The sequence below is a fragment of the Nostoc sp. genome (genome assembly GCF_036917275.1).
GTDB lineage: Bacteria > Cyanobacteriota > Cyanobacteriia > Cyanobacteriales > Nostocaceae > Nostoc.
In genome coordinates, this window is the sequence record NZ_JBALDF010000029.1 from 33,954 (window position 1) to 56,075 (window position 22,122).

The 22,122-nt window shown below is 43.0% G+C and carries 20 protein-coding genes; 10 read left to right on the top strand and 10 right to left on the bottom strand.

Going from position 1 to position 22,122, the window contains the following annotated elements:
• Positions 1-8 precede the first annotated feature (8 nt).
• Positions 9-830: a pentapeptide repeat-containing protein gene (locus tag V7K35_RS10035; protein ID WP_335078517.1), complete on the top strand. Its 822-nt coding sequence runs from the start codon at positions 9-11 to the stop codon at positions 828-830.
• A gap of 367 nt (positions 831-1,197) precedes the next feature.
• On the opposite strand, the gene V7K35_RS10040 is transcribed toward V7K35_RS10035, so the two are convergent.
• The 6 genes from V7K35_RS10040 to V7K35_RS10065 all read right to left on the bottom strand — a co-directional run bounded on the left by V7K35_RS10040 (position 1,198) and on the right by V7K35_RS10065 (position 8,540).
• Positions 1,198-1,506: a hypothetical protein gene (locus V7K35_RS10040; RefSeq protein WP_335078519.1), complete on the bottom strand. Its 309-nt coding sequence runs from the start codon at positions 1,504-1,506 to the stop codon at positions 1,198-1,200.
• Positions 1,507-1,767: 261 nt separating this feature from the next.
• Positions 1,768-2,370, bottom strand: coding sequence for a DUF4232 domain-containing protein (locus V7K35_RS10045; protein WP_335078521.1), 603 nt, complete (start codon positions 2,368-2,370; stop codon positions 1,768-1,770).
• Positions 2,371-2,616: 246 nt separating this feature from the next.
• Entirely contained in the window at positions 2,617-5,013 is a 2,397-nt protein-coding gene (locus V7K35_RS10050; protein WP_335078523.1) for a glycoside hydrolase family 15 protein, read from the bottom strand.
• 174 nt (positions 5,014-5,187) lie between these two features.
• Positions 5,188-5,463, bottom strand: coding sequence for a hypothetical protein (locus V7K35_RS10055; RefSeq protein ID WP_335078525.1), 276 nt, complete (start codon positions 5,461-5,463; stop codon positions 5,188-5,190).
• 68 nt (positions 5,464-5,531) lie between these two features.
• Positions 5,532-7,661, bottom strand: coding sequence for an amylo-alpha-1,6-glucosidase (locus V7K35_RS10060; protein ID WP_335078528.1), 2,130 nt, complete (start codon positions 7,659-7,661; stop codon positions 5,532-5,534).
• Between the two features lie 66 nt (positions 7,662-7,727).
• On the bottom strand, positions 7,728-8,540 hold the full coding sequence (locus V7K35_RS10065) for an SDR family oxidoreductase (RefSeq protein ID WP_335078530.1): 813 nt from the start codon (positions 8,538-8,540) through the stop codon (positions 7,728-7,730).
• A gap of 650 nt (positions 8,541-9,190) precedes the next feature.
• Between V7K35_RS10065 and V7K35_RS10070 the strand changes: the two genes are divergently transcribed.
• The 9 genes from V7K35_RS10070 (at position 9,191) to V7K35_RS10110 (ending at position 17,456) form a co-directional block, all read left to right on the top strand.
• Positions 9,191-9,685: a DUF2231 domain-containing protein gene (locus tag V7K35_RS10070; RefSeq protein WP_334796438.1), complete on the top strand. Its 495-nt coding sequence runs from the start codon at positions 9,191-9,193 to the stop codon at positions 9,683-9,685.
• Positions 9,682-10,275, top strand: coding sequence for a DUF2231 domain-containing protein (locus tag V7K35_RS10075; RefSeq protein ID WP_335078532.1), 594 nt, complete (start codon positions 9,682-9,684; stop codon positions 10,273-10,275). Before V7K35_RS10070 ends, V7K35_RS10075 begins: the two co-directional genes overlap by 4 nt.
• A 24-nt stretch (positions 10,276-10,299) precedes the next feature.
• Entirely contained in the window at positions 10,300-11,220 is a 921-nt protein-coding gene (locus V7K35_RS10080; RefSeq protein WP_335078534.1) for a cytochrome c oxidase subunit II, read from the top strand.
• Entirely contained in the window at positions 11,210-12,886 is a 1,677-nt protein-coding gene (locus V7K35_RS10085) for a cytochrome c oxidase subunit I (RefSeq protein ID WP_335078537.1), read from the top strand. Before V7K35_RS10080 ends, V7K35_RS10085 begins: the two co-directional genes overlap by 11 nt.
• Before the next feature lie 97 nt (positions 12,887-12,983).
• Positions 12,984-13,649: a cytochrome c oxidase subunit 3 gene (locus tag V7K35_RS10090; RefSeq protein WP_335078539.1), complete on the top strand. Its 666-nt coding sequence runs from the start codon at positions 12,984-12,986 to the stop codon at positions 13,647-13,649.
• A 39-nt stretch (positions 13,650-13,688) separates the two neighbouring features.
• A complete protein-coding gene (locus V7K35_RS10095; RefSeq protein WP_334971139.1) occupies positions 13,689-13,934 on the top strand; it encodes a hypothetical protein in 246 nt (81 codons plus the stop codon).
• Positions 13,935-13,988: 54 nt separating this feature from the next.
• Positions 13,989-15,353: an NAD(P)/FAD-dependent oxidoreductase gene (locus V7K35_RS10100; RefSeq protein WP_335078542.1), complete on the top strand. Its 1,365-nt coding sequence runs from the start codon at positions 13,989-13,991 to the stop codon at positions 15,351-15,353.
• Positions 15,354-15,482: 129 nt separating this feature from the next.
• Complete coding sequence (locus tag V7K35_RS10105; RefSeq protein ID WP_335078544.1) at positions 15,483-16,463, top strand: VOC family protein; 981 nt, start codon at positions 15,483-15,485, stop codon at positions 16,461-16,463.
• A 570-nt stretch (positions 16,464-17,033) separates the two neighbouring features.
• Entirely contained in the window at positions 17,034-17,456 is a 423-nt protein-coding gene (locus V7K35_RS10110) for a peptidoglycan-binding domain-containing protein (protein ID WP_335078546.1), read from the top strand.
• A 130-nt stretch (positions 17,457-17,586) separates the two neighbouring features.
• On the opposite strand, the gene V7K35_RS10115 is transcribed toward V7K35_RS10110, so the two are convergent.
• The 4 genes from V7K35_RS10115 to V7K35_RS10130 all read right to left on the bottom strand — a co-directional run bounded on the left by V7K35_RS10115 (position 17,587) and on the right by V7K35_RS10130 (position 22,112).
• Complete coding sequence (locus V7K35_RS10115) at positions 17,587-17,787, bottom strand: hypothetical protein (RefSeq protein ID WP_335078548.1); 201 nt, start codon at positions 17,785-17,787, stop codon at positions 17,587-17,589.
• 17 nt (positions 17,788-17,804) lie between these two features.
• Complete coding sequence (locus V7K35_RS10120) at positions 17,805-18,128, bottom strand: EVE domain-containing protein (protein WP_335078550.1); 324 nt, start codon at positions 18,126-18,128, stop codon at positions 17,805-17,807.
• A gap of 349 nt (positions 18,129-18,477) precedes the next feature.
• Positions 18,478-19,326 (bottom strand): CmcJ/NvfI family oxidoreductase, encoded by an 849-nt coding sequence (locus tag V7K35_RS10125; RefSeq protein ID WP_335078553.1) that lies wholly within the window; start codon positions 19,324-19,326, stop codon positions 18,478-18,480.
• 500 nt (positions 19,327-19,826) lie between these two features.
• A complete protein-coding gene (locus V7K35_RS10130) occupies positions 19,827-22,112 on the bottom strand; it encodes an FUSC family protein (protein ID WP_335078555.1) in 2,286 nt (761 codons plus the stop codon).
• Between the last annotated feature and the right edge of the window lie 10 nt (positions 22,113-22,122).

The following is a 22,122-nucleotide window of genomic DNA, read 5'->3' on the forward strand; positions in this document are numbered from 1 at the left end:
AAGAGAAAATGGCAAATCGAGAGCATCTAGCTTTACTAAAAGCAGGTGCAGTCACATGGATTGAGTGGAGAAAGAAAAATCCTCAAATTGAACCAGACCTCAGCGCCGCAAATTTGCAAGGGGATAACCTCAGAGGCGCAAACCTTCAGAGGGTAAACTTGAGAAAAGCGGATTTGAGTAATGCTTTACTGGTGCGAGCAAACTTCAGTGGTGCTGACCTCAGTAGTGCCAACCTCTACAAAGCCTTCCTGGTTGAAGCTAACCTGAGTGATGCTAATTTCAGTGTTGCTAACTTGAGTGGTGCTATACTTACGCAGGCAGATTTGAGTCATGCTAATTTGATTGGATCTGACTTGAGTGAGGCGAATCTTGGAGGCGCTGCGATCGCTGATGCTAATCTAATTGGAACTGACTTAACAGGCGCTAACTTGAGAGATGCCGATTTAGGTGCAGCGAAGCTAATTCGGACTAATCTCTCTTTTGCCAACCTGATTGAAGCTAACTTGATTGCGGCTGACCTCAGCGAGGCAAGTTTGTATGAGGCGGAAATGTTGGGGACTTATCTTTATAAAACTAACTTATACAAAGCTAATCTGACTAAGGCTCACCTCAGTGGTGCTTATTTGTTGCAGGCTAACTTAAGTGAAGCTGATTTGAGTAAAGCTGATTTGAGTTGGACTAACCTTAGAGGTGCGAATTTGACAGGGGCAAATCTCAGAGGAACTAACCTCAGAGGAGCTGATCTTAGGGGAGCTAACCTCAGCGGCGTAAATCTTCAAGAGGCAATTATGCCTAACTCTTCAAGGGACAATTACTTTAGAAGAGAATAATTGACATTTCGCTGAAGCCCGTTGTTGAGAATCAGTCCATCTGCCAGTCTTTACCGGTTGAGTAACCGCTGGTTTGGGAATAGATTGAGCGATCGCTATTAATACCAATTCTGGATGAATATACGCCAAATTATAGCGCTTCTTGTTTACGTAAGGTACATCTGTAAGGGCACGGCATTGCCCATTGGTGTCAACTTACAGCTATTTTCAGGCAAATTGACCACGCGGTAAGGGCGCAAGGTCTTGCGCCCCTACGACAGATGTGGTTTAAATACCAATACAGTTAGTTAAGTATTTCTTCCTTAGTAATAGATATGGTGTGTGGCATTGGAACAGTAGAATAAATGCTGGTCGTTTTGAGAAGGTCTTACTTAAAGCGACAAGATTGCTCCACAGTTGGAGTCTCTTCAAGTTGCACCATTATTAGAACAGCTGGCTCATCGCCTACTGTTCCAGATAAGTGACCCTTATTACCTTGCGCGTTCGCTTTCGTGCCCTGGTCTTCTCCAAATGAAATCTCGCCAGGGCCCATCTCTACTCGCTGCCCGTCCATAGTCTCTACAAACCAGCGTCCCGACAAAGGGATGACCCACTGGGGCTTCGGGTTCTCATGCCAGTTGCCAACCCATCCCACGGGTAGCACACTAAAGGTAATTGTGGCACCGGACTGCTTCAAATTAGAAAGCCACTGCGGCGATGTATCCGGGGCTATGCCTTTCTCAATGAAGTCCCCAATTTGGCAACGGGACTGGTGACTTACACCGTCGTGGTCAATCCAAACATGCCAGTAGTCTATTGTCGGCTTGGGCGATTCGTTATTTTGCATAAAAATGGCTCTCTTTAATTGTGTGGTTATCTTAGAAAAATCTCCAATAAGTCAATCGAAACAGGTTTTTCTTCATGGGAGGCGATCGCTACTAATTGCTACTAATCGCTACTATTGGATAATGCCTGCTCGTACTGGTGTAACTCTGACTTTACCTGTGCAAGCGTCAATTTTTTGAGAGAGGGTAAAGTGGTGGTAGGCGTTTGGGGGCGTAATTTGAATCTTCACAGATGTCGGGCACGACTGACCAGTACTTCTGGTGTGGTTGTAAGCAATCTGAAATGAAGCTTGCCCACTTGGGGCTAGAGTCACCCTTTGTGGAGACTGCTTAGATAAGAAGTATGTGTTTTGGGAACGGATGACGTTAACCCCCTTTAGAGGCTGATTTTTGGAGTTTAGCAACGCGAATCCAGGATATCCATAAAGATTACAGGGTGATGAGCCGTTATTAGTGAAAGCATAAATAATTGCCACATTTCCCACACCTGCATCTCCAGACACCTTACGTACTGATAATTGTTCAGTTTTGCAACGTGGAGAATTAGAGGCAACGTTGGTTTGTGGGCTAGAACGCTCTGTAGTTGCTGGCTTTGGTTGTTGCTGTCCTGTGGCTAAAGATGAATTTGCACAGCCAATGGTGAGTGCGATGAAAATTAGGAATGTACTGGCACTAGAAGTCGTTAAAAATCTGTGAACTCTGGGAAAAGATTTCATTTTATGCCTCAAAAATTAGAACGCCCGTTTCATCTTATTAACTACCGCATACACTGTACCAATTCCTAATTTTCTTTAATGTAGGACTTACGCACACTCTACGAATTCTCGGCGCTCTTGGCACGGCAGTTGCTTCAAGTCGGCAGAGCCGCCCAACGCACTGCCTCGTCTTGGCGGTTCGATAAATTAAGCTTTTTGGTAATTTTTGCGTAAGTCCTATAATGAAAAGATGAAAGCTAATTACTGCTACTCAACTACAACCGTATAATTGCGCTGTTCCCATTTGCTACTTTCAATCCAGAAAAAGGTAAAGCTGATTGGCTGTTGCTGGTTATCAGAAACAGAGATGTCTACAAAATTCACTCCTAACTTTGTAGAAGTAGAAAGTCTATCTTCTACAGTTTGCCAATTATCCTGTGACCAGTGCAACTGAAAAGATGCTAAAGCGTGAATTTGCAGTGTATAACCCTTTTTAACTTTGTCTATTTGACGGTTAAACTTCCAAATTTCCAATAATTTACACTTTTGTCTTTCGCCTAGATATCGATTCGCCACCTCTGGAATCAAATCAAACACCTGACCGTCCTGATTTGACCGTAGCAGCTTAATATACTCTGCGTGCGCCCACATCAAAGGCATTGCAGAACCTGTAGGTTTTCCTAAACACATATGGATTTCCGGTCTATCTGCTTCATCCCAAACCTGTTCTGGTAGCAAACAAGTGTTTGAAGCAAATCCTTCCATCACCTTAATATATGTTTTGACATCACCGCCCGCAGCTAGTTCATAATGTCCTCTTTCTCCCGTTAACAGAGGCCAAGCACGTCCTTTACCCCAACCCGTGTACGCATTGCCATCTTCTTGCTGCCCGTAGCCGTCGTGGTTGTAACGATGCCAACAAGGCCCAACGGGTGTATCTACTTTCAAGACTGCATCAATTACTTTCACAGAATCAACGATAATCGGGTCATCAGGTTTACGAATTCCATAGCGCACCAATTGTAAAAACCCACCATCGACAATCTCCTTTGCCGGAAATTCTGCTGGTTCACCAGGCGGTTGACTGCTAATGAAAACAGTTCCTTGGTTAGGATTTTCGTTGGGTTGAGGATTATCAATATTTGAAGGAGTAATCCTGATATAATGCCGTTTGATGCCAGGAACTAAGGTTCCTTCAGTGGTAACTGTCCAAGCTTCAATGTGAGATTCTAAAAAATCGGCGTATTCTTCGATAAATTGTGCTGTTGCTTCATCCCCACGTTCACGGGCAAATTGGGCAGCACAGATTAAGGCAGCAATATTAGATGCTAGTGTTGATGGTGAATAACCGCTGTTTTCTTCCCAGCGTTCTTGTTGCGTAGCAGGGCCGTGACGAATTAAATAACCCGCCGCCCGCTGAACCATCGGATAGATATCGAAGTTTGAGCAAGCATTTTTCTGGTGCAATAGCCATCCCAGGAGAATGGGAAACGCTACTTCATCCAACTGGATGCCCTTCCAGTAAGGTTCGCCATCAACCCAGAAATTTTGGGCAAAACCTCCGTCTTCCTGTTGGCTAGTGGCAAGGTAAATGAGCGATCGCGCTGCTGTTTTAGTTTCACCAGCAGCCACCAAACCTGTTACACTGCTGACCATATCCCGCGTCCAGACGAGATGATATCCTCCTTGGTCTTGGTCGTCTTTGGCTTCACCCCAAGGAATGGCAAGGGATGCGATTAAAGCACCTGGATAAACTTTGTCTTCATGAGCTAAAAGTAGACTGATGCTGTTGTGATACAACTTCCCATCATCATAGGAAACATTTTCTAATGGTTTGATGTCCTGGCGTGAACGCTCCCACTGTTCGATATAATCTTGCTTCTGCTCTTGGAAAGGAATATTTAGCGACTGAAAAAGTGTGGAAACTGCATTGTGCAAAGTTGTGCCAAATGCCAGTCCTAAAGTAAACTCATTACTAACATCTAGATTTAGTTTTCCAGTCAAAGCAATATTACCATCTACAGCACTGCCAAACTCCCAATCCATTTGGAAATTGTCAGCTAAATCTGTCCAGCCATCACTTTCACCGACGTAACCACAAGAAAGATGCGTAAAGGGAACTGTTGCACCCAGCGCCAACCATGTTCCTCCTTTATGCGCCGTTAGAATCCGATGCCCAGCAACTTCGGTAACATAACCATTGTTACCTCTGCCACTAACTTCTAGATGTGGCGCACACAAGGCGTATAGCTGAAGTTGAGAGATAAACTCAGGTTCTCCTGTTAATTTTGTATGTTGTAAAATACAGGATAAATGCGGGTCAGCAATCACTTCTTTGATCACAGCATAACGCCCTTGTGGATCGGAATTAGTGATTCGGTATCCTAAACCATGAGTCCAGATAGATTCTACTTTTGATTCCAGATGGGATTGCTCCTCGTGGAAAAAGCTTTTCCCGTCAGAAATAAGATACTGCAAATCCCGAATTTGGGGTTTATCTACTGTGGGGTGATAGACTTCTGTCACAATACCGTTCCAGACAGTAAACCAAACGTGACTTGCGGTAGAGTAGGCTGTTCCTACTCCATCTTTATTGGCATGAGTCCATCGGGGATCAATGCCTGGTGAGCCAAAAGCCTGACCTTGACCAATTATCTTTACCATAATTTCTTGTTTTGAGTGCTATGGGTAGAGGAGAGTTCCGAAATATAGCGCTTTTCGTTTGTATGCAATACACTTTGACCTCACTTCCATTCCTCTCTCCTAAAAGGAGAGAGGCTTTGAATTTACTCCCCTTCCGTTGTAGGGAAGGGGTTGGGGGTTAGGTCTGTATTCGACTCAATTAAGAAGCGCTATAGCTTTTGTAGTCTCCGAAACAGCTTTTGTAGTCTCCGAAACAGCTTTTGCGATCTCCGAAATGGCTTTTGCGATCTCCCAAATGGCTTTTGCGATCTCCCAAATGGCTTTTGCGATCTCCGAAATGGCTTTTGCGATCTCCGAAACGGCTTTTGCGATCTCCGAAACGGCTTTTGCGATCTCCGAAATGGCTTTTGCGATCTCCGAAATGGCTTTTGCGATCTCCGAAACGAATTTACCCTTATCCAGAACCTCCAAGTATCCCTTTGTTCTTCAAACCCCTTCAACCCGATGACCAATACCCAGCCCAAACCCTGGATTTTTCGTCACTGATGCATAAGTCCTACTTCTAATTCGCCTGTCTTACTGGTAACTTCCCATTGAGTTTGTTTTCCTTCCCGCCAAAAGCGCAATCCAACTGTAGCGTCTCCTACACTTAGATTTATCAGTTCCAAATCTGATAAGCACTCTGGTAGTAAAGGCTGTACCTTTAACTTTCCCTGTGGTGCATCGGCTTCAAGTCCTAAAATGGTGCGAATCAGTAAAAGAATCGAGCCAGCAGCCCAAGCTTGGGGAATATTGGCATCGGGATAAGGTACGGGAAAGTTATTCTCTTGGCGTTCAATTCCGGCAAACAATTCTGGCATCCGCCCAGATTGAAAATAATTAGCCGCAGCAAAAATGCCCTCAGCGATACGGTTTGCTTCTTCGTGGAAGCCGTAACGCTTTAAGCCGGCAGCAATGATCGAGTTGTCGTGCGGCCAAACACTTCCTCTTTGATAACTAATTGGGTTATAAGCTGGATTTTGAGATGAAAGAGTCCGCACACCCCAGCCGCACCACATATCTGGTTGAAAAAGTCGCTCAACTAGCTTTTTCGCTCGTTCTTGAGGGACAATACCAGACCAGAGTAGATGCCCAGGATTTGAGGTAATCGATTGGATTTGCTGCTTATTGCTATCTAAGCCAAGACAGTAAAAGCCAACTGAATCCATCCAAAATTGTTCATTGAATCGTTGATAAAGTGATTCTGCCTTTTGACGGAGGTTTTGCGATCGCTCTTTTTCTCCCCACACCTCATAAATTAAAGCTGCTTTTAACCAAGCCTTGTAAACGTAACCTTGAACTTCACACAAAGCTATTGGGGGATCAACTAATTTACCATTCGGGTAAACCATTGATTCACCTGAATCTTTCCAACCTTGATTGGCTAATCCCTTATTTGAATGAGTTAAGTATTCAACAAATCCATCGCCATCAAAATCACCGTATTTATCAATCCAAGTCAGTGCCTTATCTAATGGCGATCGGCACTCATCCAGCATCCCCAGGTCAGCATTCCAAGAATAGGTTTCAGCTAAAGTAATAATCCAGAGAATGGTAGTGTCTACCGTTCCGTAGTAGGGATTGTATGGGAGTTGATTGATTTTAGTTAATTCATCTTCACGCAGTTCATGCAGCATCTTGCCTGGTTGGGCATCATGCCAGTCATCTAACTCAGTTGCTTGTAGTTGAGCCAACCTGACAAGCGTACCACGGGCAAAACCGTGGTAAACTGCCATCGTTTGCAAGCTGGCAATAATTGAGTCCCGTCCAAAGACAGCCATAAACCAGGGAATACCAGCCGCAGGCATCCAAAACTTATGGCCGTTATCATCGACTTCAATCCGCAACGCTCCCATATCAACGATCGCCTGCTGATAAAATCCTTGAATATCAGCATTAGACGATCGCAACTGTGTCGCCTTAGTCAGAAATTGATCACTGATCTCTCCAGCTTTTGTATTGTGAGACACAGTAGAGTTTTCTTGAGGTTTGAGGATTTCTCCATTGGCTAAGGCTGTAAAGTTGATAGAAGTATGCCATGTTTTACCAGGAGCGATCGCTACATCAAACATCAAACGACCGTTTGCATATCTTGCTGTTGAACTTGCACAAACTGTCTCAGTTACAATGCTTCGGACAAAAGAACCGTTACGGTACTCGGTAAAAAGTATTCCATCTTTCCATGTTGTTGTTATCTCCCCCCGTGTCAAAATATTCTTTGCTTTCACCTCAAAGATATCTGCAAAGTCTGAACGAATCGCCAACATCAGTTGAAACTCAACTGCTTCTAAGTTATGGTTGGTAATCTCGATATCTTCGTGCATCCCTCCGACAATATCGCGGCGGATGGTTACAAGCAAACTACCAGAAGGGAAAATGCCGTTGACAGTGGGAAGTTCCGGGTTGGTGAATTGGTAAAGCGCACTGTGATGCGTGATGTTACTAGAAGCTAGCAGTGAAAGTTGGTAACGATTGAGAGAAATTTCGTAATAAGAAATTAAGCGGGTATCACGAACAAAAAAACCTTGGGCTTGATTGTCATCAATGGAACCATCAGTAGCTGTAACTAAAAATGAGGAACCATCGTTAATTGTGATCAGATTAGGATTGACAATAACTTTTGTAGGCATATTAGTAGAAGGCAGAAGATTAGGTATAGAAGGTAGCTTTATTAGTCCCCAGTCCTAATCCCTTTTTTAACCATTCCCCTCAAACCCTGGATATAAGGTCATGCCACCATCTACAAACATTGTTATACCGTTAACATAATCAGAGTCATCAGAAGCTAGCCAAACTGCTGCTTTAGCAATATCATCAACATCACCCACCCGTTTTGCTGGAATCAGTTGGAGTAACTTCGCTTCTGCTTCTGGTGTGTCCCAAGCTGATTTATTGATTGGGGTTTTAATAGCACCAGGGGCAATACTATTGACACGAATTTTATGGGGAGCAAGTTCTTGAGCAATACTTTGCATCATCATATTGATACCACCCTTACTAGCAGCATAATTAACATGCCCTGCCCAAGGTATTACTTGATGCACTGAACTCATACAAATAATCTTACCTGCGGCAGACGAAATATCAGGCTTCACACCTCGACGTAAGAATTCCTTTGCAGCTTCCCTAGCACACAAGAATTGTCCTGTCAGGTTTATCCCAATGACCGTGTTCCAATGGTCAAGGGTCATATCTATAAATGCTGAATCTTTTTGAACGCCTGAATTACTCACTAAAATATCAACAGTGCCAAATTCTTGGAGCGTTTTGCTGAACATTGCCTTTACTTCGTCTTCTTTGCTGACATCGGCTTGAATGGCAAATGCTTCACCATTAGCGGCTTTGATATCATCGACAATTCTTTGGGCTTCTTCTGCTTCCGAATGGTAGTTAACAGCTACTGCTGCACCTGATGCGGCCAAATGGCGAGCTATAGCTTCACCAATGCCAGAACTAGCACCTGTCACAATTGCTTTTTGACCTTTGAGCAGGTTAGGGGAATAGCTCATAATTTTGATACTTTTAAAAGTTGTATTTCTTGCAAGTAGCTGAAGACTTGCATAATATTGTTGCTTTCTAAGCGTAGTATTAAGTAGTTTCGATTAACAAATCAAAACTTTTCTTAGTGTAAGAAATATACAGAATTTTCTTAATCTATCTAAAGAAAGATAAACACTATGTTGTTTGACTGATTAATACTTTAATTATTTGTCATTTTTGTGACAAAAGTATGTCTTTAGTTGTAAGATTTGTAAAAATTTAATTTTAAAGCTCACAATCAATTTTAATCAAAATTTATGGTATATTCAGAGGAACTTGGGTTATTAACTAAAGTAAAATTTTTATTGAATCAATCTAAATGACCTAAATAAGAGAACCATACAAGACGTTATGCATTTTTAGCGGTCTCTAAAATGTCTGATTGACTATTGCGAAATAGCTAATTTAATCAACCAAATCAAGAATAATAGCAATTTTGTATAAAGGTGTTTATTTAAAAAATTACTTTAGAAATTGAAATGGATCGCAAATTTTTAATGTTTTTTAATAGGTTTAACTGCGGCATTAGCAGTAGTATTCTTGACAATATAAGTGGTGCGTTAGGCAATGGCAATTCCATGCAACGCATCTAAACACTTAGATCCATGAAGGAGAAGCGATGCCTAATCTGTCTCTAAATAACCAAGATTTACCATACCCTGACCCTCTACACCCGATCATCGTCCACTTCGTAATCGCGATGGTGCTTTTTTCTTTTATATGCGATGTGCTGGGCTATTTTACCCGCAACGTGCGTTTGTTTGAGGTGAGTTTCTGGAATATGTTTGTTGCTTCGGCAGCCATTTTTGTAGCGGTGATTTTTGGTCAGTTTGAAGCAGGTTTGGCAAACACCTACCAAGCCGTTCAGCCAACGTTAAATTATCATACTATCTTGGGTTGGTCACTGGCGGCGATTGTTGCTGCGATCGCAGCTTGGCGTTTTGTGATTCGCAACCGCAACCCCCGAAAAGTACCACCTGCTTACCTGGGTGCTGCAACATTTTTAGTCTGCCTAGTGTTTTTGCAAGTGTATTTGGGGAGTAAACTGTTTTGGGTATATGGGTTGCACGTGGAGCCTGTAGTTCAAGCCATGAAACAGGGAGTTTCACCATGAACTGGCAACTGATTGAACAGTTGAGATTGCGGCTGGGTGCTAACGGATTACCCTACGAAATTCCTGTACATCCGCAGTTGGTGCATCTAACGCTGGGTTTGTTGATCATTGCGATCGTTTTTGATATAGCAGGAGCGCTATTTCCCTTAGAAAAGCCAATTTTCAAATTTTTGGGATTGACAGCCATCCGTTCTAGCTTTTTTGATGTCGGCTGGTACAACCTCATAGCAGCATCATCTATCACGTTTTTCACGGTTGCTGCTGGTTTTTTTGAGCTACTGTTGGCAAATCCACCAGTTGATCAAAAGAGTGCTTGGGGATTAAATGCTGGTTGGACAATGCTTTTACATGGTTTGGGTGGCGTTTTGCTGTTGGGGATCATTGTAGGCATGACTGTATGGAGAGGTTTGCAACGCTACCGCTGGCGTAAAGATGCTTCCAGACAGGTGCAGTGGAGTTACTTGTTAGCAGGCATTGCGATAATGGGCATATTATTCGTTCACGGAACTTTAGGGGCGCAATTGGGAGAGGAATTTGGGATTCACATTACCGCTGCTAATACCATTTCCAAAAATCTTTACAACAAATAATTAAACGAGAATTTATCGAATTTTATGTTTAGTGTTTTTGAATATGTATTAATGGCGTTTTATGTAGCAGTGCTGATGATCATCAGTCGGTGGATTGGGCAGCAGGCGTTTTCTTGGATGCCTCCCCAAGCTACAACAGAAGCACAACGGGTAGATGATTTGTTTAGCTTTTTAGTCTCAATTGGAGCATTCATCTTACTGGGGCTAGTTGGGATTATGGTGTATGCGATCGTCTTCCATCGTGCCACTCCAAAAGACTACAGCGAGGGACACCCCTCTAGAGGTGATGCAAGGTTAGAAATATTGTGGACAGCAACCCCGACTTTGTTAGTAGTGTGGATTGCTTTGCAAAGCTTCAATATTTATCAGCAATTAAATATTCTCGGTCTAAACCAAATTGTGCATTTGCACACGCCCCTAGAATCTGCACCCGCCTACGCCGAAACCGTCAGCGATGTCCCCAAACCTGCGTCTGAAACTATTGATGTTTTCGCTAAACAGTGGGATTGGTCTTTTCGTTATCCAAATAATGTTACTAGTAATCAACTGCATCTGCCGATCAATCGCAGCACTCGCTTAAATCTGCAAGCACAGGATGTAATCCACGGTTTCTACGTCCCTGAGTTTCGCTTAAAGCAGGATATTGTTCCAGGGCGCAAGATTAATCTTGTGCTAACACCCATTCGTGAAGGCAAATATCGACTGAAAGATTCTCAATTCAGTGGTACTTACTTTGCCTTAATGGAAACCGATGTATACGTTGAATCTATTGATAAATATAACCAGTGGCTCACGCAAACTGCTAATAGCGAACAAACTCCAGCAAATCAGGCAGTTGCCGAAAATATCCAACCACCGAAAACATTGTTTAATAGCGGCTGGTACACCGTCGCACCCGCTCAACCTGCCGTTGCCAATAAAAGGAAGATAAATAATGACACATGATTTGAGTGGAGAGATTACCGGGGATCAAGAATCGAAAAATTACCAGAACAAGTCTGAGAATACTTGGCGGGAATATTTCAGCTTCAACACCGATCATAAGGTGATTGGAGTTCAGTACATGGTGATGACCTTCATTTTCTTCTTGATTGGCGGGCTGTTGGCGATGCTCATTCGGGCTGAGTTACTCACCCCGGAATCAAATTTAGTTGACCGTCCCCTCTACAATGGTTTGTTCACCATGCACGGGACAATCATGATTTTCCTGTGGATTATTCCCTTCAATGCAGGTCTTTCTAACTACTTAGTGCCACTAATGATTGGAGCGCGGGACATGTCTTTTCCGTTGCTCAACGCCATCTCCTTTTGGATTCTGCCACCAGCTGGTCTTCTACTACTGTCTAGCTTCTTCCTACCTAACGGGACTGCACAAGCTGGGTGGTGGTCTTATCCACCAATTAGTCTGCAAGTTCCAGGGGATCAGTTCATTAACGGTGAATTCATTTGGATAGTTAGCCTAGTCCTAATAGGTATCTCTTCAATTATGGGGGCTGTCAACTTTGTAACTACTATCTTTTGGATGCGGGCACCAGGGATGACATTTTTCCGAATGCCCGTCTTTGTATGGTCAGTTTTTAGCGCCCAGTTGTTGCAACTGATTAATTTGCCTGCCTTGACGGCTGCATTAATATTGCTGTTGTTTGACCTTTCGTTTGGTACACAATTTTTTAAACCGGACGCAAATGGCGATCCGATTATTTACCAACACCTATTCTGGTTCTACTCTCACCCAGCAGTTTATATCATGGCACTACCAGCCTTCGGCATTTTTGCTGAGGTTTTGCCTGCATTTTCTCGCAATCCCCTATTTGGTTATCGGTCAGTTGCGATGGCAACTTTAGGTATTGCTGCGGTCAGCATCTTCGTTTGGGTACATCACATGTTCACCAGTGCCACCCCTGGTTGGATGCGGATGACCTTCATGGCTACCTCAATGTTGGTTGCCATACCCACTGGTATTAAAGCCTTCGCTTGGACTGCCACCATCTGGAGGAGTAAGCTGCACCTAGAGACACCAATGCTGTTTGCAATGGGAGGTGCAGCGATGTTTATTTTTGGCGGTGTTACTGGTGTAATGCTTGCTGCCACGCCATTTGATATCCACGTTAATAATACTTACTTTGTTGTGGGACACTTCCACTACATCGTTTTTAACACGATCACAATGGCAATCTTCGCGGCAATTTACTACTGGTTTCCCAAGATAACTGGAAGAATGTATGCCGAGGGTTGGGGTAAGCTGCATTTCTGGCTGACCTTTATTCCTGCCAATATCACCTTCTTCTCCATGCACCCATTAGGTTTACAAGGGATGCTACGCCGAGTTTCTTCCTACGACCCACAGTATCAAGGATGGAATGTCATCGCTAGCCTGGGGTCATTCTTGCTAGGAGTATCGACGCTGCCTTTTATTGCTAACATGGTAGGCTCTTGGCTTTACGGGCCAAAGGCAGTTAACAATCCTTGGCACGCTACCGGACTGGAATGGACAACCTCTTCACCACCTCCACCAGAGAACTTTGAGGAGATTCCAGTTGTGACAAAACCTCCTTATGACTACGGCGATCCAAAGTACTCGGTAGTCCTAGATACTGATAATGGTGAATAAGGATAAAACACCTTTTATTGAGGACAAATGGGATGTGGAGGATAACCCCCCATGCCCTGTTTGACCAATGCCCCATACCCAATGCCCCAATTGAGTTATGCAACGTCGCCCTATTCATAAAGATGAAAGTCCTATCCGTTTTGATCTGTGGCGGCTACGCTTGCCAAATTGGTTACAGCGCTTCCTACCAAGTGGTGGCGGTACTCATGAAGATCATCATGGTAAGGGAATGTTCGGGTTTACTGTATTCCTGCTGTCGGAAAGCATCATCTTTTTAAGTTTTATCTTTACTTATGTTGTTTTGCGACTGACTACTAATAAGTGGCTACCGCCTGGTATTTCTGGCCCAGAATTGTCTACAGCTGTAATTATTAATACGGTAGTATTACTTTCCAGTAGCTTTGTCATTCAACCAGCAGAAAATGCCCTGAAGCGTAATCAACTCAAGAAATTTCGCTGGCTGTGGCTGATGACGATCGCAATGGGAACTTACTTCTTAATTGGTTTATTAATTGAGTGGAAAAATCTCGATTTCAAGATTACTACAGGGTTAGTTGGTTCTACATTCTACTTGTTAACAGGCTTCCACGGTCTACACGTTCTGGCTGGTGTTGTGCTTCAGATAATTATGCTGATTCGCTCCTTCATTCCAGGCAACTATAATAAGACTCACTTTGGTACAAGTGCAACCACTCTGTTTTGGCACTTTGTTGATGTAGTTTGGGTCTTACTTTTCTCGCTTATCTACCTTTGGCGAACATAAAAACATTCACAAATTCCAAGTGTTTTAAGGAATAATTTCATGAATTTATACTTACAAGAAATACCAGCATCACAACGTGAGCCAAAAGCAATTCAGGAAACTCCAGCACCAGGTCAAGATCCACTAATTGCAAGTGGGTTACAAAAACAGCAATATGTTGGCATTATTGGGCTGGCGATCGCTCTAATTGCTGCTGTAGGATTTTTTAGTCGCCGAGTTGAATACGCTATTGCATTCGCTGTGATCCTGAGCATTGCTTTGATTGCTTTCTTATTATTAATATAGGAAAGTGCTAATTAATTGAACATCCTGATTTCATAAGAGTTTGGAGAGTATTTCATGAACAGCCCAGTTTATCAAACTGTGATTATCGGCGGTGGCTTTACAGGACTATTTACAGCTTTACACCTAGCTCACGAACATTATCCTCGCTCTGTTATCTTGATTGATAAAAACGAGCGCTTTTGCTTTAAGCCGCTATTATATGAATATTTCGATGGCGAAATGGATACCTTTCAGGTAGTCCCGCGCTTTTCGGAACTACTCAAAGGTAGCGGTGTCATCTTTGTTCAAGATGCAGTGCAATCGATAGACTTGCATCAACGGGAAGTCAAATTAGCTTCAGGAAACTCTTACAACTACAGCAACTTAGTCTTAGCTTTGGGTAGTGTTACTACCTATCATCAGGTTGAAGGTGCTAAAGAAAATGCCTTTCCTTTCTGGACACAAGAAGATGCGATCGCTCTTGAACGTCATTTACGCGATCGCTTACAACGAGCAGTGCAAACAGAAGATTTAGAAGAACGCCGGAAACTACTCACAGTAGGAGTGGTTGGTGGTGGTTCTAGTGGTGTAGAAATTGCAGCAACTTTAGCTGATTTTCTACCACATTGGTATGAGGTTTTGGGAGGTAATTCTAGTGAAATCCAGATAGTATTGCTCAATCATGGCAAAGAAATCCTGAATGATGATATTAATAATCCACTGCGCCCAATTGCTGAGAAAGAATTACAAAAACGCCGGATACCAATTGAAATACTCACAGGAGCAGAAGTCACTACTATTCATCCTAATGCTATTGAATATAAGCACAATAACCAAGTTAAGACATTAGCAACACATACTGCAATCTGGACAGCTGGAACTTCTGTTCATCCACTGATTAAAGATTTACCAATTTCCCAAGAGCATCGGTATCATGGTCTCCCATTAGTCACTCCTACCATGCAACTGCTGGATTTTCCAGAAGTTTTTGCAGGCGGTGATTGTGTGGGACTTCAGGATAATTCGCTACCGCCTACCGCCCAAGTAGCTTATCAGCAAGGAGCTAATATTGCCCATAATTTGAAAGCGATCGCTCTAGGAGAAGAACTCAAACCTGTTAAGGTTAATACTCGTGGAACCCTTTTGAAATTAGGGGTAGATAATGCTGCTGCTAACTTATTCAATGTTTTTGAAGTTGCAGGCGAACCTGCACATTTAATCCGTCATGCCACTTATTTAACGCTCTTGCCAACACCAATTCATGATTTTAAAGCCGCAACTGAATGGGTAGATGAAGAGATTTTTCATCAACACCTCAACTCTAAAGATGTAGGTAAAAAAGTTGTGCAAGCAGCAGAAATAGTCGGTGCAGGAGTTGTGGGTATTCTAGCTGCGAGAAAATTACTCAAAATGTTGGGAGATGAGGAAAAAAAAGATTAGGAAAAGGCAGGAAGCACAGGGAGCCGGGGAAAATGAATGCAGAAGAAAAAAGCTCTCAACTAATGATTAATCCCCCATGCCTAATACTTTTTCATAGAAAGTTAATTGTAAGTTTAAGGGCTGTTAAATATGCCTAGCCAAACAAATGTAGGGGTGCAAAAAATTCGAGCTATTGGATTAACGGTAACAAACTGCGTAGGCGTAGCCCGTCGTAGACATCGCTCTTTAAATTTCTATAAAGAAGCGCTTGGTTTTGAACTAGTTTCTGACATCACAGTTGAAGGACAAGATTACAGCGACCTGGAAGGCATAACTAAGGCAAAAATTCGGATTGTCACCCTGCAACTAGGTGATGAACTCATCGAGTTAATGGAGTATATCAACATTCAGGGAAAACCCATTCCCAGCGATTCTCAAAGTAATGATTTATGGTTTCAACATCTGGCAATTGTAGTGAGTGATATGGATCGCGCTTATGCAAAAGTGTGTTCATTTGCGATTGAACCCATTTCACTTGCACCGCAGACAATCCTATCCGATAATGAAACATCTGGTGGGGTTCGTGCCTTTAAGTTTAAAGACCCTGATGGTCATGATTTAGAGTTAATTTGGTTTCCTGCCGAGAAAGGACAGGATAAATGGCATCAAAACAGGGATCGCTTATTTTTGGGAATTGATCATAGTGCCATCGCTATTTCTAACACTGAGCAGAGTCTACACTTTTACCGCGACCTTTTAGGAATGCAAGTCGATAGCCGTAGTCTCAACTGGCGTCCTACCCAAACTCGCTTGGATGATTTGCCAGAAGCTAAAGTCCGAATTACAGCACTGCGACCTGCTCAAGGCGGCTTAGGGATTGAATTGCTAGACTACCTTGTGCCCGGAAAAGGTCGTCCTATACCGAGTGACTGGAAAAGTTGTGATATTGCGAGGGTGCAAATTGAGCTTGTTGTCAATGATATTGAGCAGACGGTAGAGATACTGCGGCAAAATGGGGTTCAGTTTGTATCATCACGGATTGTGCAGTTTACAGATAATATAAGTCCTTACCAAAAGCGTTGCGTAGTTAAAGACCCTGATGGACACGCAATATTGCTAATTGCAGAATAATGGCAAAACTCCTCGCCTCAGATAATCACAATTGATTTTCTTATAATTCTCACTGTCCAAAAATCAAAACATCTAAGGAATATATACCAGGGATTAAAACCGCGATCGCTTCTCTTCCTTACGGGATGCTGATCGCAATCAACAGTTAAGCAGTAAATCAAATAGATTTTGGATAGGATAATGCACAAAGGGGTCAGTTTGTATCATCGCAGATTGTACAGTTTACTGATAGTGCAAGCCCTGATTAGCAGGATTATCTAGGTAAAGACCCTGATGACACTTCTGGTTAATTGCAGAAGGTTATTAGAGAAATTATCAGAAATCAAAAGTATCGCCTTGTTCTACATAACCCTTAATAAATTAGTCATGCTTTTGTCACACTTTTATCATATTTTTGCAATAACTCTGTCAACATAACGTGTGATGCTATAGCTCTGGGTTAAAAAATAGATTCGCTCTAGACCAAATCCACACCAGAGTTAATCGAGGAGAATCACTATCAGGTATAAATCCTTATAGCATGACTCTTCAAATCAAAATTGCAAAATTTATCATAATTGGAAGAAAAAAATGAATTGGAAAGTACTTGCTTTGATGCCGGCTCTGACTCTAGCTACTGCTTTGCCTGGTTACTCTTTAACCAATAATAAAAGCCATAATCCGACTACTGCTACCCACCTTGCACAAAATACTCAGCAAGGCAACATGATGAAAAATCCTAATGCTATGCACAAGCCTAATGCTATGCACAAGTCGAATGCTATGCACAGGTCTAATAGTATGGCAAACCATAGTACCGCACTCACAGTTGGTAGCAGAGGAGAAGCAGTCAAAACTGCTCAGAATGCTTTAAAGCAGCAAGGATTCTATACCGCAAATGTGGATGGTGTCTTTGATAACAAGACACGTTTAGCGGTGATCAAATTTCAAAAGTCTAAAGGATTAAGAGCAGACGGAATACTTGGACGCCGGACTTTAGCATATCTAAAATAATACCAATTTGAAAAAAGAATGCGACAGATAGGTAGGGGCACAACAATGTTGTGCGCTTACTAATAATTGATGTGTTGCAAACATTTATAGTGTGCAACTTATTATTAGGCGACAAGGAAAGTAGCGATGTCTACGACGGGCTACGCCTACGCATTCTGTTTGCAGCCTCTTGCTCCCCATCTAAGCATCGAGCTTTGCGGTTTTGCTGCACTTGCCGACTGAGGGCGGTTTCTTTCTTTGTTTCCACAAAGCGCTGCCGGATTCGCTCTCTGGTGGCAACACTGATATCTAAAGCGATGCTGATTTCTTCATCTGTCCAGCCTCCATCCACCTGGTTCGTATCGGCTTTCAGAAAGATAACTCGTCGAGTAGCGGCAGAATAGAAACTTCGCAGCAGGGTTTGAAATCCATGTCTTGTCGATAAGGATTAGATCCGTTTCCCATATCGAATTGATAAATTCGACCGATTTTCACTTTGCCCATGGTGGTGAAACTTTGACATGGCTCACGACTTTCCTTCCTAACGCGCGGCGAATAATAAACTATCCAATCTCCGGCTTTGATTTTCGCCAAAGGCGTTTTTTTGCCATGATTGAGTTGGGCAAAACCACCCGCTACGCCCGCTGCGACATGAGCTTTAGAAACAACTCCGATCCAAAGGCGATTCTTCATCACAAGTTATTTTCGATATTCAAAGAATAGCTGTTGAACTATTATTAGACGGAAACTTTCCGCCTAAGATCCCCCAGTGGGTGAATATGCAGAATGATTCGGCATAACACCCTAAATTTGGTACTTAGGTAGAACCTTTCTGCATAATATACTGTTGAAGACTGATAAACACACTCCCGTTTTCCCCGATGCCCTAACCGACCGATGTAAGAGAGTCTCAAATCAATCTTGTCGAGCAGCTTCTGTGCGATGCCTACGGCAACCCTTGAGATCACGGTTAGCCAGAAATGACCCCCCCAACGTCAGATAATAATACATCCTCCGTTTGGGATACCACCCGTGATCATCCTTATGTAGGATAGAAAACCAGCGTCCGCAATTCAATACTTTCTCTAGCTGGGGCATTTGGTGGGCTTGTTGGGTCATCAAACCCAGTATGAGCAGCAAACCTCGCCCGTCCGGACTCTGCTGAGTCAAAGCACTTAAACAATAGTACCTCTGAGGGTTGCATTTGGGGGAAGTAGAACCATTGATGTGTAGGGTTATAGGTTATTAAGTAGCTTTCACCAACGTAATCGCGGTACACGAGGTCACTAGCTACTAGGTCTGTTGGTGCAATACTTTGAGCGTCGCACACTGCTAATGGTGACTCATAAACTGGGGCGATCGCTCGCCAAAAGTTAATCAAAGCAAACCTTTGCTGTAGCAATTGATCTATGTTATCTACCCCCCGTGCTGTCAACTCTTTGCGTGCGCGAGTATACCCAGATTTGGCTGTAAAGTCGTTATGTACACGCTTGATCGGCTCACTGATCCCGATTTCACCGGATGAAGAGCGTTGAGCGTTACGGAGAGTGTAATCGAATATCACCACCTTTTGGGCACCTGTTACCTCTTTCAAGAGTTGCTCGGCTTCAGGATAATAGACACGGCGGATCTCATCTTTGTCATAAAAATTGCGGACATTGCTTTGTTGTACAACAAGTCTAAAGCCTTTTCGATCTAAGGATATGTCTTGTGAAACCGCCCGGATGTTATAGACTGGCATCAAGTGTGTCTCAAACTTCCGGTTGGATGGTGGAATCCCTGGTGGTCGTTCATAGGCATAGATGACAGGTTTTTCTGCCATTGGCGTAAAGTAAGTCAGTTCTGCCTCAACGTGCGGCAAGTCAAGTAAAAAACTACTGTCTAGGCTCATAAAACATCCTTTTTCAATATAAGTAGGTGGGCGGGAAAATTTATAACTATGTAACGAAAGTTTGACCAGAACGATTAATTTCAGATTTTACAGGTTGTGTACTGTAGTTCCCTTTTTCGCCCTAGCTTTAACGCCATCAATCACGGCGTAAGCGAGGTCTAACTCATCATCAAATATTTGCCCACATAGTTCACTTCAGTGCTACTTCAATTGTCGGTTAACAGATTGTTTGTCGCTTTAACGTGCCGCAAGAGTGTTTTTTATTAGTTTCATAACAACATAATTCATAATAGTTCGCCCTTGATAAAATTAGACAATATATTATCAATAACCCAATAAATTAGAAATACGATCGCGAACAACCACCCCATTAACCCTTGTAGAGACGCGATGAATCGCGTCTTGTACTTGTGGGTTTTGTGCGTTTTGTAAATTTATCCAAATCCAGTTAAGAATATTCGGAGGTTGGTTGAGCCTTTGCGAAACCCTAGTCAATAAAATTATTCTTGCAAACGAGCAATTACACAGTGCATAACTTTAATTTCATTAACAATTCGATCCAATTCTGTAGATAGAGGAGTTTGTTCTCGAACAGCTTGTAATGTGGGAGTTAAAGTGTGGGAATTTGTGGTAATCTCTAATAACCGAGCAGTATGTAGCTGTTCAATTTGGTTGTGAATTGCTTCGAGATAGCTATCTAGCGCTGGTAACGGTTGGGGTGGCTGTCCTTGCCGAAGGGCATCTGCTAAGTTTTCCAAAACTTGGACAATGGTATCAGTAAGCCGCTTCAATTCAACAAATTGGTACTCGCCGCTAAATTCCCGCAAATGTTCTGCCAGAGTTGTCACCGAACTGAAAAAGCCCCGAATGTATGCCATCAGCGTCATTACAGGTTCAATTTCTCCCTGAATGTGACGAGGTTCGCTGAACAATCGTTGAGCGGCGGCGTTAGCGTTAGCGTTCTCTAGTGCGGCTTGATGGCGTAGCATATTGATAGAATCAGCAGATGTATTCTGTTCTGGATGCATATAGTTAGCTATTACTTGCTGATAGTAGGCAAGATTGGCTCTAATTGTCTTTTCCAGTTGTGCGGGAAGTTGCTGTCGTTCCCAACGGGGGAAAAGCAAATAGCTGCCAAGGAGTGCTAAACCACCCCCAGCCAAGCTATCGAAAATCCGCAATACTCCAACCTTCCAGCCACCTGCACTAATAATGTTGAGTAGCAAGATGATGGCGGGAGTCAGCAGTATGGTGAATATGCTGTAACTTAACGATCGCACCGACATTGCAACAAACACTAGCAACAAGAAACAAACTGCGATCACCAATTGACTCTTAACTAATAAAATCAAAGTAATACCAATAATTCCCCCCAAAATAGTACCGATGACTCTTTGTACTGTTGTCTCGGACGTTCCACCAAAGTTAGGCTTGAGTGCAACTAGAACTGTGAGCGTTATCCAGTAGCCTCTAGGTAGTTGCAATAACGATGCAATCAATTCAGCAAAAGTTGTAATCAGTGCTAGGCGCAACGCATGACGAAAAAGGATTGAATCAAAAGTGAAGTTATTCCGCAGTGTATCAAGAATTGCAGTTCGCTCTGGTTGGGCTGGGGGGGAAATATCTCGCTGGGCAATGCTAGGCTGTTTTCCCTGGATTAAATCTGTAACAATATCCGCATCAATATGAATTTGCTGTGCCAGCTTTCTAAGACTGGCTGTAATCTTCTCAAGGTTAACTAGATCGGAATAGCTATCTGGCTGAACATTTATCGTTTTATTCAGGACTTGAGAGCGCAAAACTTGCCGATGGTGTTCCAATGCTTCAACACTCCGATCCAGATCCCCTAAGTGAGGTGAGTTTTTTCCTTTGGTGATTGCTTGTGACAACATTTGCAGAGCAATTGCCAATTGTTCGATCACTTGCTGAATTTCTTTCTGTAATCGAGAAAATAGTTGATGTTCGGATGCGATCGCTAACAGTTCGCTCAGTGCTACAACAGAATTGACAATTTGATTTACATCCTCGATTAACACCAGTAAGTAATTTCCCCGCAGGTTAGTTCCTTTTTGCCTAGTCCATATAGTTGTCCAGACGCTACGGGCAGCTGTCAAATCCTGGATAATGCTATCCTGAGCTTGCAAAAATTGCTCTGCCCACTGCTGACGAGCCTTTGGATTTAATGTTCTCTGGCCTTCCAAATCTACGAATTTGCTCAACGAGAGATAACAGTTAGCGACTACTTGCATTGCAGGTACATCAGGACGCACCACCCACAGTCCTAATAAGAGCGCGGTTGTCCATGTTCCACCAGCCAGACATAGCGCAGATTGCTGGATAAGAGTAGACAAATTGGAATATGAAGCGAATCTAGCAAGCGAAATCACAAACATGATCGAAGTAACTAAGCTGACAGATGCAGCCACGTTGCCATAGAGACTTGCTAAACCTGCTATAAATATCACCAAGAATGTTGTCGGCACAGCTAACCAGAGATGACTGCTAACCAGACTGGCGATAATGAACATCAAAGTTACCCCAATCGTAGCTGCGATCATCGCAGTCGCTCTCTGGCGATAGGCTCCGTCAACATTTACCATGCCAACGAACCAAGCCGCCATAGTGGCGATCGCACTTGCAGCCGCGTGACCAGTAATGATTCCAACTCCAATTGGAACACCCAGTATAAAAAGGCTACGCAATCCTGAGAAAATGGCGGGCTTACCTGGTTTGAGTTGAAACTGCTGAAACAACCAATTGAGAGGACGTTTATCTGTAGATTGCATTATTAGGATT